This window comes from Saccharothrix syringae (assembly GCF_009498035.1).
GTDB classification, from domain to species: Bacteria; Actinomycetota; Actinomycetes; order Mycobacteriales; family Pseudonocardiaceae; genus Actinosynnema; species Actinosynnema syringae.
The window spans coordinates 8920837-8936306 of record NZ_CP034550.1; the positions used below are offsets into that span (position 1 = coordinate 8920837).

Below are 15470 nucleotides of genomic sequence, written 5' to 3' on the forward strand. Positions count from 1 at the left end.
GGCGGTACAGCGCGCGGCGGCGGTACAGCGCGCGGCGGCCGACTCGGGCGCGTCGCCCTCACCGCCCCACCCCCTCACCGCCCCACCCCCTCCGCCGCCAACCCCAAGTACCGCCCGAACTCGCGCTCCCCGACCAACCGCCCCAGCTTGCGGTACTCGCGGGCCACCGCGCCGACCACCTCGGCCATGCCCACCGGCCGCCCCGACTCGGCGGCCAGGTACGCGGCCGTCACCGCGGCCGACCGGATGTGCCCGCCCGCCAGCTCGAACGACGCGGCCAGGAAGTCCAGGTCCACCTCACCGCGCGGCGCGGACGCCCCCAGGCACCGGTCCCACAGCCTCCGCCTCAACACCGGGTCGGGCAGCGGGAAGTCGACCACCACGTCCAGCCTGCGGGTGAACGCCTCGTCCAGGTTCGCCCGCAGGTTCGTGGCCAGCACCGCGATCCCGTCGAAGGTCTCCACCCGCTGCAGCAGGTAGGCGCTCTCGATGTTGGCGTACCGGTCGTGCGCGTCGCGCACCTCCGACCGCTTGCCGAAGATCGCGTCGGCCTCGTCGAACAGCAGCACGCCGTTCACGCCCGCCGCCTCGGTGAAGATCCGCTCCAGGTTCTTCTCGGTCTCACCCACGTACTTGTCCACCACGGTCGCCAGGTTCACCGTGTAGAGGTCCAACCCCAAAGACGCGGCGATGACCTCGGCGGACATCGTCTTGCCGGTGCCGGAGTCGCCCGCGAACAGGCCCGTGACCCCCCTTCCGCGCCCGCCGCCGGGCCGCATCCGCCACTCGTCGATCACCCGGTCGCGGTGCCGCGCGCGGGACGCCAGCTCCCGCAGCAGGCCCACCACCTGGTCGGGCAGCACCAGGTCGTCCCAGCCGACCGCGGGTTCGACCCGGCGGGCCAGCCGCTGCAACCCGGCCGCGTTCTGGCTGCGCGCGCCCGCCCGCAGGTGCTCGGTGGTCACCACGCCGCCGTCGACCAGGGCCGACACCGACGCGGCCCGCGCGGCGCGGGCGATCTGGCCGGGGCCGAGCACGAAGTGGGCGGTGGCGGCGGCCGGGTCGACGCCGGGCGCCAGCCGGCCGTCCAGGCGGGTCCGCCACACCCTGGCGCGCTCGGCGACCGGCAGCGGCCCGGCCTCGTGCGGCAGCGGCGGTTCGGTGCTCCACCGCGGGTCCCACACCCCCGGCCCGAACACCACCAGCGGCACCGCAGGGTGGGTGAGGTCGGTCAGCGGCGGCTCGTCCTCCACCGGCCCGAGCACCAGCCCCGCGCCGCGCAGCACGGCCTCGCGCAGCACCGCGCCGCCCCGGTCCGGTTCGGCGCGCAGCCGGTCGGCGTCGACGCCCAGCACCGCGAACCCGGCCCGCCGCAACGCGGCGGCGGCCGTCTCCCGCGCGCCGCCGCCCGGGCGTTCCCGCAGGTGGACGAGCCGTATCCCGGCCTGGAAGGCGCGCACGAGCGGGCCCACGTCGGCGGCGGGCACCTCGTCGACGACCCGGGCCACCCCGGTGAGCGCCGCGTCCGGCCGGTCGTCGCCGAGCAGGTGGTTGACCACCCGGTCGGGCACGCGCAGCGACCGCGACAGGAACGGGCGCTCCCGGTCCTCCACCACCAGCAGCCCGGCGGCGGGCAGCGGGGAGGACGGGTCCAGCCGCGCCCGGCCGGCCGCCGACGCCTCGGGCAGCCCGCACAGGCGCAGCGCCAGGCCCGCGGTGGCCCGGCGGCGCGTCACGTCGTCGTTGAGGTAGCCGTAGAACTGCTCGAACCGGCTGTCCACGTCCGGCGCCAGCGCCACCAGCAGCAGCTCCACGTCCAGCCCGGTCAACCCGGCGGTGTCGGCCAGCCTCCCCAGCCGCCCGGCCGCCGGCGACTCCTGGAACGGCACGAACGGCTCCCGGCGGGTGGCCAGCAGGGCGTCGATCGCCTCGTCGGACAGGTAGAGGCCGCGGAACGGGTCGTCGGGGTTGTGGTCGGTGCCCCGGCGGGCCGCGACCGCGTCCCGGATGCGCCGCTCCAGGGCCGCGAGCCGGGTGAACAGGTGGGGCAGGCCGCCGGTGTTCACGGGCGCCTGCGCACCGCGGCCGGCCGGTGCGCGACGTGGTCGCCGCCCACGGCCAGGTGCAGGCCCTCCCGGACCGGGGGACCGGCGGGCAGCACGCGCCCGGCGTCGACGGGCGCCGACACCACCACGTCCAGCGACGGCTTCAGCTCGCCGCCCAGCGCCGACCACACGTCGGCGAACGCGCGGTCCTCCGGCGGCGGCAGGGCCACGGTCATCGGCACGGGCAGCTTCAGCTCGTCCAGGGAGCCGGTGAGCAGCGCGGTCGGCAGCGACTCGTGCCGCAGGAAGCCGACCAGGAGCTCGGAGAGCAGCCGGTGCTCGTCCTCGGAGCGCTGCGTCCACGCCGTGACCAGGTAGGACAGCTTGATGTGCCGGGGCGGCAGGCGGCGGGCGGTGACCTGGCCGTTCTCGTACTCGTTGAGCAGGCCCCGCTGGCGGCGGCGCAGGTCCTCGCGGATGTCGTAGAGGTAGACGTTGACCGTGGGCGCGTTGCGGCGCGCGGCCCAGTCCTTCGTGGGGGCCTCGAACGCGACCTCCACGTCCGTGCCGCGCAACGCGTCGTCGCGCACCAGCCGCCGCAGCGCCTCGTCTACCTCGTGGATCACGCTCCCACGATGGCCGGGCGGGGGTGCCGCGGACCAGCGGCGGTGCGGCGAACCTCCGGGCAGCGCCGGCTGCCCGTGCGGGCAGTCCGCCGCTGCGCCGAACCGGTCAGGAATCGAGAAGCACGCGGCGGCGGGCGGTACCTAGTGTCCTTCCCACGCAACCGCGCCAAACGCTTTCCACCCCTGAGGAGCCTGTGATGAACGGGAAGAAGTGGGTCCGCCCGCTGCACCGCTGGACGTCCATCGCCTTCACGGTGACCGTGGTCGCCTGCTTCGCCTTCCTCGGCCAGGCGGAGTCCCTCCCCTGGCTGTTCTACCTGCCGCTGCCGCCGCTCGCCGTGCTCCTGTTCTCCGGCCTCTACCTGTTCTCGCTGCCCTACCTGGGGAAGCGGCGCGCGCGGGCGTCGTGAAGTTCAGTCGAACGTGACGCGCGCGTTGGGCACGCAGTGGGTCATCTTGAGCCCCCTCACGTCGCGCGGGCCGTTGTCACCGAGGTGTTCCAGGCGCTTGCGGTCCTCGTCGGTGAGGTCCTGGCTCGCCAGCGGCCGCAGTGGGGCGACGTCGGCGGGCCGGATGCCCAGCCCCTCGCCCACGCGCAGCCCGAGGTCGTCCTCGACGAGCAGGAAGTGCCAGACCATCCGCTCCTGGACGGGCCGGTCGCACTGGGCGAGCAGGGTGACGAAGTTGTGCACCAGGTCGTCGCGCTCCCACGGTTCGAGGAGCAGGTAGCGCTGCCCGGCCTGGGTGTAGTCGTTGGCGCGGGGGATGCGCTTGCGGGTGAGCCGGCCCTCGATGACCGGCCCCTGCTCGTCGTGGGTGGGGTACTGGGCCTCCCGCACCCCGTCGACGATCGACGGCTCGTAGTTGACGTGCGGGTTGTCGCCCGACGCGCCGTTGCGGTAGGCCATCTGGCCGTCGCGCTGGTTGGTGCGGACGTCGACGCCCTCCTTCGGCCGGTTGACCGGCAGCTGGAGGTAGTTGGGCCCGACCCGGTAGCGCTGGGTGTCGCTGTAGGAGAAGGTGCGGCCGACGAGCATCTTGTCGTCGGAGAAGTCCAGGCCGTCGACCAGCACGCCGGTGCCGAAGGCGATCTGCTCGTTGTCGGCGAAGAAGTCGCTGACGTTGCGGTCGAGCACCATGCGGCCGACCGGCTTGGCGGGGAACTCGTTCTCCGGCCACACTTTCGTGTCATCCAGCGGGTCGAAGTCCAACTCGGGGTGATCGTCGTCGCTCATGATCTGGACCAGCAGCTCCCACTCGGGGGAATCGCCGCGCTCGATGGAGTCGTAGAGGTCCTTGGTGGCGTGACCGAGTTCGGTGGCCTGGATCCGGGCCGCGTCGTCCTCGGTCATGCTGCGGACACCGGCCTTGGGCATCCAGTGGTACTTGACCAGGTGCGACTCGCCCTCGGCGTTGACCCACTTGTAGGTGTTCACGCCGAAGCCCTGCATGTGCCGGTAGTCGGCGGGGATGCCGCGCGGGCTGAACAGGTTGACCAGCATGTGCATGCACTCGGGCGTCTGCGACATGAAGTCGAAGATCCGGTTGGGTTCCTGCCGGAAGGTCACCGGGTCGGGCTTGAGGGCGTGGATGACGTCGGGGAACTTGACGGCGTCCCGGATGAAGAACACGGCCAGGTTGTTGCCGACCAGGTCCCAGTTGCCGTCCTCGGTGTAGAACTTCACCGCGAAGCCGCGCGGGTCGCGCGCGCACTCCGACGAGTCCCGCCCGCCGATGACGGTGGAGAAGCGGACGGCCACCTCGGTGCGCCCGCCCCTGTCCTGGAACAGCTTGGCGCGGGTGTAGCGGGCGATCGGCTCGTCCCCCCAGGCGCCGTACGCCTCGAAGTGACCGAACGCGACCGCCCCCCGGGCGTGAACCACCCGTTCGGGGATGCGCTCCCGGTCGAAGTGGCTGACCTTCTCCAGGAAGTGGTAGTTCTCCAGGGTGGCCGGCCCCCGCGCGCCGACGGTCCGCTGGTTCTGGTTGTCGTAGATGGGGTGGCCCTGCCGGTCGGTCAGGACCGGCCGGTCGTCACCGGGCTGGGGCCCCTTGCTCGCCACGTCGGTCATGACGGTCGCGTCGTCCTTCCGCGCGTCTTTCCCGGGACTGCTTCGTCCCCTCGGACTACCCCTGGACCGAACGGAGTAACTGACCGGGTCGGGTGGCAATTCTGCGGACCTCCGGCGGGCGACCGCCCGGAGACTGACCGGCGTGCGGAACGAGGCGGGCGCGGTGACCGGCGCCGTGGTCCAGGCGGGCTCGGTGGGGCAGGTGAACCTGGTCGCTTCGAGACCACCGGTCCGCCCGGCGCAGCTGCCACCGGACGTCTCGCACTTCACCGGTCGCACGCGGGAGATGGCGGAGCTGAACACCCTCCTGACCACCCGAACCGAGGCGGTCGTCATCTCGGCCATCGCGGGCACGGGCGGCGTTGGCAAGACGTCGCTCGCGGTCCACTGGGCCCACCGGGTCAGGGACCGCTTCCCCGACGGGCAGCTGTACGTGAACCTCCGGGGCTTCGACCCCGACCCGCCGGTCCCCCCGGCGCAAGCCCTGGACGGCTTCCTGCGCGCCCTCGGCATGTCCGGCGAGACGATCCCCCGGAGCGTCGACGCGATGGCCGCCACCTACCGGTCCCTGCTGGCGGACCGCCGTGTCCTGGTGGTGCTGGACAACGCGGCGACCGTCGACCAGGTCCGCCCCCTGCTGCCGAACACCGCCACCTGCGCGGTCGTGGTCACCAGCCGGAACCGCCTGGCGGGACTGGTGGCCCGCGACGGCGCCCACCGGATCAACCTGGACCAGCTCCCACCGGACGAGGCGGTGTCGCTCTTGCGGGGTGTCATCGGCCCAACAGCCGACACCGACGCGATCCACGAACTCGCCCGCCGGTGCGGCTACCTGCCCCTGGCACTGCGCATAGCCGCCGAGCACGTCGTCAACCACCCGCAGCGCCCGGTGTCCGACCTGGTGGCTGGTCTGGCGGACGAGCAGCGCCGACTGGACCTGCTCGCCGCCGAGGACGACGAGGCCACGGCAGTGCGAACCGTGTTCGAGTGGTCGTACCGCGCGCTCCCGCCCCCGACGGCACGGGTGTTCCGGCTGCTCGGCCTGCACCCGGGTCCCTCGTTCAGCGCTCCGGCGATCGCCGCCCTGGCCGGTCTGAGTGACGCCGAGGTGCGCCGCCACCTGGACAAGCTCACCGGCACGCACATGCTGACCGAACTGCCCGGCAACCGCTTCCAGCTCCACGACCTGCTGCGGGATTACAGTCGCGAACGCGCCGACCTGGATGAGGCGGAAGACGCTCGGATCGCCGCCGTGCCACTCGCGGCTACCTTTGGCTTCCACCGCCTGGCCGCGCAGTTCCCCTTTGTTACAACCGACACCCTCGTACTGAGGGCGCGGTGGCAGGAAATCGTGACCATCAGCGAGGTCGGCTTGCACAGCGCGCACACCGAGCAGGACTCCCCACTGATATTGACTGCACTAAGCCAACTCGCAGACGCCTACTTTTGGGCGGATCGCTTCAGCGAGTCCTTCAAAGTCGCAGGGCAGATGTTGACAGAGGCGCGAGATTTTGGTGAATGCCGAAGGGAGGCACAGGCACTGCACGCCGTAGCGATGGCTCAGGAAAAACTCGGACAAGCGACCGAAGCGGTTGCGCACTACCGTTCCGCCCTGTCGATATACCGGAAGATCGGGGACCTCCGAGGCGAAGGTGTCATGCTCTGCATGTTGGGAAATATCCACAGGCGTCAACAGCGCTTCAATGAAGCAAAAAAGCACATAGACCAGGCCATACACATCTTCAATCGCACCGGAAACACCTGGAGCAAGGCTCTCGCCCTTCGCAAAATAGCCCGGTTACACCTCGACCTGGACCGTCCCGGAAAGGCGATCCAGGCGTTCAGCCGAGCTGTTGCGCTCTCCCGCGCGGAAGGCGACCACTAGAAGACGGCCCGTACCCTCGAAACGCTCGGCGACACCCTGCACGCCACCGGTCGCCCCACCGAAGCCCGCCAGGCGTGGCGCGAAGCCCTGGCCCTCTACGAGGAACTGAACGCCCCGCAAGCCCCAGAACTCCGCGCCCGCCTCAACCCCGATCAGGTGTAACAAGGCTTGTCGAACGTGAACGCCTTGGCCGTCGGCCCGGTGAAGAAGTCCTTCACCAACCCCACCCCGGTGGCCGCCGACTCGTCCGGCTTGTAGATCAACGACTGCCGGAACGTCGACTCGTCCGGCGTCCCGTTGAACTTCCCCGCCCCGACAGGCAGCATCCCCTCGTAGTCCACCGCGTCCAACTGCCGCACCGCGTCGAGCACCCCGGCCCGCGTCAAGTCCTTGTTCGCCGCCGCCTTCTCCAGAGCCGCCTTCAACGGGTAGGCCCACACCCACCCCGACGTGTACCCGTCGTTCGGCGTGACCCCCGGCAGGGCCTCCCGCATCGCCTTGTGCCCCGGCGAATCGGTCCCCCACGACTTCCACGGCGCCGACTGGTAGTACAGCGCCTTGATCGCGGGCGCCGCCGGGCTGGCCAGCAGGCCCTGGTTCCACGTCGGCGAGGTGCCGATGAACTTCCCGGTGAAGCCGCGGGCCGCGGTCTGGCCGATGATCACCGCCGCGTCGGTCGGGCCGACCGTCAGGATCACCACGTCCGGCTTGGCCGACACGATCGCGTCGATCGCACCGCCCTGGTTGTCCTGCCCCGTCTGGGTGACCGCGTTGGAGAACGCCACGCCGCGCCCCTCCGCGGCGCGACGGGCCCCCGCCGCGGCGTCGTCACCGTAATCACCCGGCAGGTGGACGGCCATGACGCTCCTGGCCTTGAGGTCGTCCACCGCGTAGTCGACCGCGTTCATCGACTCCACGCAGTAGTTCGCGCCGGACTCCAGCACGACCTCCTCGAACCCCCACAGCGACGTCCACGACGCCGGCACGCTCACCATCCGCGTGTTCTCCAGGTCGGGCAGGATGGCCGCGGTGGTCGGGGAGCCCAGGGTCTGGGTCAGCGCCAGGACGTCGCCCTTCATCTCCTGGTAGACCTGGTTGTGGATCTGCGGGTTGTACTTGTTGTCGGCGATGTGGGTGGTCATGTCCACGTCGTAGCCGCCGATGCCGCCACCGTCGTTCACGCGCTTCCAGAACGCCTTCTGCGCGTCCACGATCGACGTGGCCAGGGCCTTGAACGGCCCCTCGGTCAGGTCGGAGATCGTGCCGAGGTAGATGCAGCCGCGGTCGGCGTGGCCGGTGTCCGGGCACGGCTCCTGGGTCACGCCGAAGTCGACCTTGATGCCGCCCCTGCCCTCCGCGGGCGCCGCGCCGTCACCACCGCGGCAGGCCGCGGCGGCGAGCGCCACCACCGCCAGGCCCGCGAGCACCGCTCTGTGCGTTGCCATCCCATCCACCCTTCACACGCGAGAGATCAGTACGAGAAAGGCCAGGTGCGCCAGTAGTTGCGGACGCGCACCCAAATCCCGAACAGGCCGCGCGGCTCGACGATCAGGAACACCACGATCAGCAGCCCGTAGAGCACCGCCTCGACCTGGAACACGGTCACCGCGCCGGTCGGCTCGGCGCTGATGAACGGCAGCACCCCGGGCAGCTCCCGGGTGATGCGCGGCAGCAGCGTGATGAACAGGGCGCCCATGACCGCCCCGGAGATCGTGCCCGCGCCCCCGATGAGCACCATGGCGATGTACTGCACCGACAGCAGCAGCCCGAACGAGCCGGGGTCGAAGAACCCGTTGACCACGAACAGCAGCGAGCCCGCCACCCCGGCGTAGAACGAGGACACCGCGAACGCCAGCGCCTTGTACCGGGTCGGGTCGACGCCGATGACCGCCGCGGCGAGGTCCCGGTCCCGCACCGCCGCGAACGCCCGCCCGACCCGCGACCGCACGAGGTTCCGCGCGAGCACGCCGAACAGCACCAGCAGCACGAGCATCAGCAGGTAGAGCTGCTGCGGCGCGGTGAACAGCGCCGACGCCCGGTCCAGCCGCACCCCGAACAGCTCGGGCACCGCCGCGGGCCGCCCGATGCCCGGCCCGCCGGTCAGCGACGTCCACTCGCGGAACACGTGCTCGCCCAGGAACACCAGCCCGAGCGTGACGATCGCCAGGTACAGCCCGCGCAGCCGCACCGCCAGCGGCGCCACCAGCAGCCCGGCCAGCCCGGCGACCAGGCCGGAGGCGAGCAGCCACACCGGCAGCGACGTCACGCCGAACCCGAGCACCCGGCCGTCCGGGTCGCCCGACAGCGCCGCGCCGGTGTAGGCGCCGATGGCCAGGAAGAACGCGTGCCCCAGCGACACCTGCCCCGCGTACCCGGTGACGATGTTGAGCCCGATCGCGCCGATGGCCGCGACGAACCCGGTGGCCAGCAGCACCAGCAGGTCGTCGGTGACCAGGAACGGCACCAGCGCCGCGAACAGCACCAGCGCGCCGGTCCCGACCCGCTTGGGCCGCGTGTTCAGGAAAGCGCTGTCCTGCGCGTAGGACGTGTAAAGCTCCGGACGACCCCTCACAGCCGCTCCACCTCCCTGGCGCCGAACAGGCCGTGCGGTCGCACCAGGAGCACGACCAGCATCAGCGCGTACGGCGCGACCAGCGCGAAGTTCGGTCCGAGCCACGGCGCGACGTCGCCCTGGTAGGTGCCCACCAGCGACTCCACGACGCCGACCGCGAGCCCGCCGACGACCGCGCCGCCCAGCGAGTCCAGGCCGCCGAGGATGACCGCGGGCAGCGCCTTGAGGGCCACCACCCACAGCTGCTGGTCCACGCCCGCGCCGGTGGCCACGAACACCCCGGCCAGCGCCGCCAGGCCGCCCGCGAGCGCCCACGACAGCGCGAACACCGACCCGACCCGGATGCCCTGGGCCAGCGCGACCTCCTGGTCGTGCGCGACCGCCCGCATGGCCAGGCCCGTGCGGGAGAACCGGAAGAACGCGAACAGCCCGACCACCACGACCACCGTCGTCGCGAGCATCACCAGGTACCGCTGCTGCACCTCCACGCCGAGCAGCGACACCGTGGCCAGGCCCCACGGGTCGCCCACCGGCAGCACGTCCAGCCCGATGAACGCGTTGGTCACCACCCGCACCACCACGTCCACGCCGATGGTGATGATCGCGACCACGAACGCGGGCCTGCCGATCATGGGCCGCAGCACGGTCCGCTCCACGCCCAGCGCCAGCGCCGCGATCACCACCGCCGCCACCGGCACGGCCAGGAAGAACCCGACGTCCGGGGCGAGGTGCGCGACCAGCACCGCGCCGGCCAGCATGAACGCGGGCTGCGCGAAGCTGATCACCCGCGTCGACTTGTGGATGATCACGAAGCCCAGCGCGAGCAGGGCGTAGACCGACCCGGTGCCCAGGCCCCGGACCAGCGACTGCAGGAACTCGCTCAAGACCGCCCCCCGGGGTACATGTCCTCCACCAGCGCGCCGTGGGCCTCGGCCAGCGCCGAGCGCTTGACCTTCTGCGTGGCGGTCAGCTCGCCGTCGGCGTGGTCGAGCTCCTTGGGCAGCAAGCGGAACTCCTTCACCTGCTCGACCCGGGCGAACCGCTCGTTGACCTCGCGCACCACCCCGCCCACCAGCTCGCGCACCTTGTCCTTGGCGGTCAGGTCGCGGTAGGTGGTGTAGGTGATGCCGCGCCGCGCGGCCCAGTGGCCGACGGTGTCGGGCTCGATGCCGATCAGCGCCACCAGGTACGGGCGCCGGTCGCCCAGCACCACGGCCTCCTTGACGTACGGGGAGGTCTTCAGCGCGTTCTCGATCTCCGACGGCGCCACGTTCTTGCCGCCCGCGGTGATGATGATGTCCTTCATCCGGTCGGTGATGCGCAGGTGCGTGCCGTCGACCCACTCGCCCACGTCGCCGGTGCGCAGCCACCCGTCGTCGGTGAGCACCCGGCGGGTGGCCTCCTCGTCCCGCCAGTAGCCGGCGAACACGCCCGCGTGGCGGGTCTGGACCTCGCCGTCGTCGGCGATCCGCAGCTCCACGTCGCCGCGGGGCTCGCCGACCGTGCCGAGCCGGACCCGGCCGGGCCGGTTGCCGGTGGCGATGCCGCTGCTCTCGGTCATCCCGTACACCTCGTGCACGGGCACGCCGATGCCCATGAAGAACCGCAGCACCTCCGGCGCGATCGGCGCGGCGCCGGACGCGGCGTAGCGGACGTGCCGCATCCCGACCCGGGTCTTGAGCGCCCGGTAGCAGAACACCCAGCCCAGGGCGTACCGCAGCCGGGTCGAGGGCGTGTGCCGGCCGCCGTTGCGCACCAGCTCCGCGCCGACCCGGTCGGCGACGCGCAGCCAGAACCGCGTGGTCAGGCGCTTGAGCGGGGACGCGTTGGAGGTGCCGACGGTGACGCCCGCCAGCACCTTCTCCCAGGTGCGCGGCACCCCGAACAGGATCGTCGGCTGCACCTCGCGCAGGTTGGCGGGCACGGTCTCGACGGACTCGGCGAAGTGCACCCGCACGCCCGCGGCCGCGTTGAGCCAGGTGGTGAAGACGCGCTCGGCGACGTGGCACAGCGGCAGGTAGGACAGGGTGACGTCGCGCGGCGACGCCCCGTCGGCGCCCTCGCCCGGCCGGATGGCGGAGGTGAGCGCGAACTCGACGTTGGCCGCGGTCAGCACGGCGCCCTTGGGCGGCCCGGTGGTGCCGGAGGTGTAGACCAGGGTCTGCGGGTCCTCCGGCTCGGCCGCGCGCATCCGCCGCTCGACCGCGTCCGGGTCGCCCTCGCGGTGCCGGGCACCCAGCTCCAGGAACTCGTCCCACGACATCAGCCGGGGGTCGGCGTAGCGGTTCCGGATGCCGCGCGGCTCCAGGTAGACGACGTGCTCCAGGTCGGGCAGCGCGTCCACCACGGCCAGCACCTTGTCGACCTGCTCCTGGTCCTCGGCGACGAGCACGCGGGCGCCCGAGTGGGACAGCAGGTAGGCGACCTCGCTCTCCGGGCTCGTCGGGTAGAGGCCGACGGTGATCGCCCGCACGGCCACCGCGCCGACGTCCGCGTACAGCCACTCGCGGCGGTTCTCGGCGTGGACGGCGACCCGGTCGCCGGGGTCGACGCCCAGGGCGAGCAGGGCGTGGCCGACCAGCCGCGCCCGCTCCCAGTAGTCCGACCAGGTGACCTCGCGCCAGATGCCGAGGTGCTTGGCGCGCAGGGCGACGGCGTCCGGGGTGGCCGACGCGCGGTCGCGCACGCGGGTGGCGAGGGTGGTGATCACGCGGCACCTCCCGCGGTGCCGCCGGTCGGGCTGGTCTTCCCGGCCGCTCCGGCCGCGGCGCGATCACCGGCAGCCCGATCACCGGCAGCCCGATCACCGGCCCGCTCCCCACCGGCCGCGTCCCCGCCGGCAGCCCTGCCTTCGCCGGCCGCGTCCCCGCCGGCGCCGTCCCCGCCGGCCGCACCGCCACCCGCCCGGTCGCCCGCGGCCCCGCCCCCGTCGTGCTCCTCCACGCGGTGGGCCTCGCCGAGGTAGGCGCGGACCACGTCCGGGTCCCGCTGCACCTCGGCGGGCGTGCCGGTGCGGATCGGCCGGCCGAAGTCCAGCACCAGCACCCGGTCGGCCAGGTCCATCACCAGCCCCATGTCGTGCTCGACCATGACGATCGCGACGCCCAGCTCCTCCCGGACGTCCAGCACGAACCGCGCCATGTCCTCGGTCTCCTCGGCGTTCATGCCCGCAACCGGCTCGTCCAGCAGCAGCACCCTCGGCTCCATGGCCAGCGCCCGCCCCAGCTCCACCCGCTTCTGCACGCCGTAGGGCAGCAGCCCCACCGGCATCCGCCGCCACGGCGCCAGCTCCAGCAGGTCCACCACCTCCTCCACGGCCGCCCGGTTGGCCAGCTCCTCGCGCCGCGCCCGGCCGACCCAGGCGAACGCCGACAGCGCGCCGTAGCGCATGTGGTTGTGGCGGCCGAGCATCAGGTTCTCCACCACGGTCAGGTGGGCGAACAGCTCGATGTTCTGGAAGGTGCGGGCGATGCCCATCGCGGCGATCCGGTGCGGCCGCACGCCCACCAAGTCGCGCCCCTCGAACCGCACCGAGCCCGTCTGCGGCCGGTAGACGCCGGAGAGCACGTTGAAGATCGACGTCTTGCCCGCGCCGTTGGGCCCGATGATCGCGAACAGCTCGCCCGCGTCGACGTGGAACGAGACCCCGTCCACGGCGGTGACGCCGCTGAAGGACAGCGTCACGTCCCGGAACTCCAGCACCGGGCGCGTCACGACAACCACCGCTTCCGCCTCTTGTAGTGCTTGACGTCGCGGAAGGAGCGCGTGGCGCCCTCGCCGCGCAGGCCCAGGTAGAACTCGCGCACGTCCTCGTCGGCCAGCAGCGCGGCGGCGGGCGAGTCCATCACGACCTTGCCGGTCTCCAGCACGTAGCCGTGGTCGGCGATGGACAGCGCCATGGTCGCGTTCTGCTCGACCAGCAGCACGGTCGTGCCGTCGGCGTTGATCCTCACCACCAGGTCCCGGATCTGCCGGACCACCAGCGGGGCCAGGCCCAGGCTCGGCTCGTCCAGCAGCAGGTAGCGGGGCTCGGACATGAGCGCCCGGCCGATCGACAACATCTGCTGCTCACCGCCGGACAGGTACCCGGCGCTCTGCGCGCGCCGCTCCCGCAGCCGCGGGAACAGCTCGTACATGCGCTCCAGGTTGCGCTTGACCGCGCGCGGCGCGGTGTGGCCGCCGACGCGCAGGTTCTCCTCGACGGTCAGCTCGCCCAGGATGCGCCTGCCCTCCAGCGCCTGCTTCACGCCCAGCGCGGCGATCCGGGCGGGCGGTGCGCGGTGGATCGGCTCGCCGTCCAGCGTCACCCGGCCGCGGGTGACCTTGCCGTCGTGCACGCCGAGCAGGCCGGACAGGGCGCGGAGCAGCGTGGTCTTGCCGGCTCCGTTCGCCCCGAGCAGGGCGACCACGCGCCCCTCGGGGATCTTCAGGCTGACGCCGCGGAGCACGAGCATCACGTCGTCGTAGACCACTTCGAGGTTGTTCGCCTCCAGCACCGGCGCCTCCGTGTGGTTGGGCGGGGGAGGCGGCCAGTATGGCCCCGATCACAGCATTACCTACCGCTGTTCGCAAACCGTGATGAACCCTCCCACGCGCTGTTCGGCTTTCACGATTCTGTTGCTCAGTCCTGTGTGGACCGGTGTAACGGCCCTGGCAGCCGGGTATGCCCTCCGACACCTGGAGCGAGAGGAGCGTTCGCCACTCATGGACGGCCGCGAGGTGGAACTGAGGGTGGCGGCGCGGCCAGCGCACCTGTCGACGGTCCGCGTGGTCGCGAAGGCGGTGGCCCGGTCCACGCCCGACCTCGCGATCGACCTGGTGATCGCCGTGGACGAGGCGTGCACGGCGCTCATCGCGCGCGCCCGGGCCGGTGCCCAGCTGCTGTGCCGGTTCGCCCGTGAAGGTGATTCGGTTCGGTTTCGCGCACAGGTCCGGTCATCGGCCGTCACCGTGCCCGGGCACGACTCGTTGTACTGGCGGGTCGTCAGTTCCGTGACCGACGCGGTGGCCACCTGGGTGGAGGGAGACGGCCACTTGCGGGTCGAACTGAGGTGCCGGGCATGAACGCTGTCGACTACCAGCCGTTGTTCCACGAGATGGCGGCGTCCGACGGGCTCCGGCACCAGGAGCTGCGCGACCGGCTGGTCACCGAGCACCTGCCGATGGCCAGGCACATCGCCGACCGGTTCGCCGAGCGCGGCGAGTCCGTGGAGGACCTGCGGCAGGTGGCCGCGGTCGGGCTGATCAACGCGGTGGACCGGTTCGACCCGTCGCGCGGGATCGACTTCCTGGCGTTCGCCGTGCCCACGATCACCGGCGAGGTGCGGCGGTACCTGCGGGACCAGGGCTGGGCGGTCCGCGTGCCGCGCAGGTTGAAGGAGCTGTGCACCGCGATCGACGGCGCCCGGGTCGAGCTGGCCCGGCGGTCGGGGCGCACGCCCAAGCCGAGCGAGGTCGCGCGGTACCTGGGCGTACCGCTGGACGAGGTGTACGAGGGCCTGCACGCGGCGTCCGCGCACCACCTGCTGTCGCTGGACGAGGAACTGGCCAACTCCGGCGGCCCGGCGGCCGACGACCCGGCGCTGGAGGTCGTGGAGCTGCAGCACGCCCTGGACCCGATGCTGCGCGGCCTGCCCAAGCGCGAGCGGCGGATCGTGGTGCTGCGGTTCTACCAGAACATGACGCAGAGCCAGATCGCCGACACGGTGGGGATCTCGCAGATGCACGTGTCGCGGTTGTTGAGCAGGTCGCTGGCGCGACTGCGCGACCTGCTCGACGATTGAGGTCTGCTTCTGCAGGTCTTCTTCGAGGGGAGTTGGTCGCGGTGGTGGCGAGCCTGTGCTGGCCGCAGCGGTCGGCCCTCGGGTTGGGTGCGGTGCTCGCGGTGTGGGGCGTGGTCGACCTCGTGGTCGGCCGGACGCCGCTGGGGGTGCTGCACCTGGTGACGGGCGCGCTCGTGGCGGCCTCCGCGGCGAGCATGCGCGCATCCCGGCCCATGGGGTCGCTGATGGCCGTGGTCTTCCTGGTGGTGTTCGCGTTCGGCGCCGGCGAGGGCGGCGGGGCGATGGACGCGGGCCTGATCGGCAACGGCGTGCACCTGCTGATCGGTTTCGCGTCGGTGGCGGTCGCCGTGAGCTGCGCGTGGTGCGAACAACGCTCCCGAACGGCCCGACGCCACCCCTGACCGGTGGGCCGGCCCGGCGCGGTTCCGCCCCGGCGGTTCACTCGACGCGGTTCTGCGCCGACGCGGTTCTGCGCCCCAGTGGTTCA

The 15470-nt window shown here is 72.2% G+C and carries 14 protein-coding genes and 1 pseudogene; 6 read left to right on the forward strand and 9 right to left on the reverse strand.

What is annotated here, in order from left to right:
- Positions 1-74: 74 nt before the first annotated feature.
- Positions 75-2066, reverse strand: a complete 1992-nt coding sequence (locus EKG83_RS37130) for an ATP-binding protein (RefSeq protein ID WP_033428000.1) — start codon at positions 2064-2066, stop codon at positions 75-77.
- Positions 2063-2671: a DUF4255 domain-containing protein gene (locus EKG83_RS37135; RefSeq protein WP_033428001.1), complete on the reverse strand. Its 609-nt coding sequence runs from the start codon at positions 2669-2671 to the stop codon at positions 2063-2065. The genes EKG83_RS37130 and EKG83_RS37135 overlap by 4 nt, the downstream gene beginning before the upstream one ends.
- A 197-nt stretch (positions 2672-2868) precedes the next feature.
- On the opposite strand from EKG83_RS37135, the gene EKG83_RS37140 reads away from it, so the two are divergent.
- On the forward strand, positions 2869-3081 hold the full coding sequence (locus EKG83_RS37140) for a hypothetical protein (protein ID WP_033428002.1): 213 nt from the start codon (positions 2869-2871) through the stop codon (positions 3079-3081).
- A gap of 3 nt (positions 3082-3084) precedes the next feature.
- Here EKG83_RS37140 and EKG83_RS37145 read toward each other — a convergent pair whose 3' ends face one another.
- Positions 3085-4743 (reverse strand): catalase, encoded by a 1659-nt coding sequence (locus EKG83_RS37145; RefSeq protein WP_033428003.1) that lies wholly within the window; start codon positions 4741-4743, stop codon positions 3085-3087.
- Positions 4744-4885: 142 nt separating this feature from the next.
- On the opposite strand from EKG83_RS37145, the gene EKG83_RS37150 reads away from it, so the two are divergent.
- Both EKG83_RS37150 and EKG83_RS49890 read left to right on the forward strand, forming a co-directional pair.
- Complete coding sequence (locus EKG83_RS37150; RefSeq protein WP_051764518.1) at positions 4886-6628, forward strand: ATP-binding protein; 1743 nt, start codon at positions 4886-4888, stop codon at positions 6626-6628.
- Between the two features lie 15 nt (positions 6629-6643).
- Positions 6644-6790, forward strand: a pseudogene (locus tag EKG83_RS49890) (hypothetical protein); the annotation flags it as partial.
- Here EKG83_RS49890 and EKG83_RS37160 read toward each other — a convergent pair.
- The 6 genes from EKG83_RS37160 to EKG83_RS37185 are packed head-to-tail and all read right to left on the reverse strand — an operon-like array spanning position 6781 to position 13696.
- Positions 6781-8073, reverse strand: a complete 1293-nt coding sequence (locus EKG83_RS37160; RefSeq protein WP_033428004.1) for an ABC transporter substrate-binding protein — start codon at positions 8071-8073, stop codon at positions 6781-6783. The pseudogene EKG83_RS49890 and the gene EKG83_RS37160 sit on opposite strands and share 10 nt — an antisense overlap.
- A gap of 26 nt (positions 8074-8099) precedes the next feature.
- Complete coding sequence (locus tag EKG83_RS37165) at positions 8100-9200, reverse strand: branched-chain amino acid ABC transporter permease (protein ID WP_033428005.1); 1101 nt, start codon at positions 9198-9200, stop codon at positions 8100-8102.
- On the reverse strand, positions 9197-10084 hold the full coding sequence (locus tag EKG83_RS37170; RefSeq protein ID WP_033428006.1) for a branched-chain amino acid ABC transporter permease: 888 nt from the start codon (positions 10082-10084) through the stop codon (positions 9197-9199). The genes EKG83_RS37165 and EKG83_RS37170 overlap by 4 nt, the downstream gene beginning before the upstream one ends.
- Positions 10081-11910: an AMP-dependent synthetase/ligase gene (locus tag EKG83_RS37175; protein ID WP_051764519.1), complete on the reverse strand. Its 1830-nt coding sequence runs from the start codon at positions 11908-11910 to the stop codon at positions 10081-10083. The genes EKG83_RS37170 and EKG83_RS37175 overlap by 4 nt, the downstream gene beginning before the upstream one ends.
- Entirely contained in the window at positions 11907-12914 is a 1008-nt protein-coding gene (locus EKG83_RS37180) for an ABC transporter ATP-binding protein (RefSeq protein ID WP_322746617.1), read from the reverse strand. The genes EKG83_RS37175 and EKG83_RS37180 overlap by 4 nt, the downstream gene beginning before the upstream one ends.
- Positions 12911-13696, reverse strand: coding sequence for an ABC transporter ATP-binding protein (locus EKG83_RS37185; RefSeq protein WP_033428007.1), 786 nt, complete (start codon positions 13694-13696; stop codon positions 12911-12913). Before EKG83_RS37185 ends, EKG83_RS37180 begins: the two co-directional genes overlap by 4 nt.
- Before the next feature lie 208 nt (positions 13697-13904).
- On the opposite strand from EKG83_RS37185, the gene EKG83_RS37190 reads away from it, so the two are divergent.
- Genes EKG83_RS37190 through EKG83_RS37200 form a run of 3 tightly spaced genes read left to right on the forward strand, consistent with a single transcriptional unit; the run spans position 13905 to position 15384 of the window.
- Positions 13905-14264 carry an ATP-binding protein gene (locus EKG83_RS37190; protein WP_033428008.1) on the forward strand — a complete coding sequence of 120 codons (360 nt, stop codon included), beginning with the start codon at positions 13905-13907 and terminating at the stop codon, positions 14262-14264.
- A complete protein-coding gene (locus tag EKG83_RS37195; RefSeq protein ID WP_033428094.1) occupies positions 14261-14983 on the forward strand; it encodes a SigB/SigF/SigG family RNA polymerase sigma factor in 723 nt (240 codons plus the stop codon). Before EKG83_RS37190 ends, EKG83_RS37195 begins: the two co-directional genes overlap by 4 nt.
- Positions 14984-15024: 41 nt before the next feature.
- Positions 15025-15384 carry a hypothetical protein gene (locus EKG83_RS37200; protein WP_153278693.1) on the forward strand — a complete coding sequence of 120 codons (360 nt, stop codon included), beginning with the start codon at positions 15025-15027 and terminating at the stop codon, positions 15382-15384.
- Positions 15385-15470: the final 86 nt, after the last annotated feature.

Bases quoted from the DNA above. Each gene is read 5' to 3' on its own strand.
- EKG83_RS37190 (WP_033428008.1), top strand. From the start codon at position 13,905: ATGGACGGCCGCGAGGTGGAACTGAGGGTGGCGGCGCGGCCAGCGCAC.
- EKG83_RS37140 (WP_033428002.1), top strand. From the start codon at position 2,869: ATGAACGGGAAGAAGTGGGTCCGCCCGCTGCACCGCTGGACGTCCATC.
- EKG83_RS37145 (WP_033428003.1), bottom strand. From the start codon at position 4,743: ATGACCGACGTGGCGAGCAAGGGGCCCCAGCCCGGTGACGACCGGCCG.
- EKG83_RS37160 (WP_033428004.1), bottom strand. From the start codon at position 8,073: ATGGCAACGCACAGAGCGGTGCTCGCGGGCCTGGCGGTGGTGGCGCTC.
- EKG83_RS37195 (WP_033428094.1), top strand. From the start codon at position 14,261: ATGAACGCTGTCGACTACCAGCCGTTGTTCCACGAGATGGCGGCGTCC.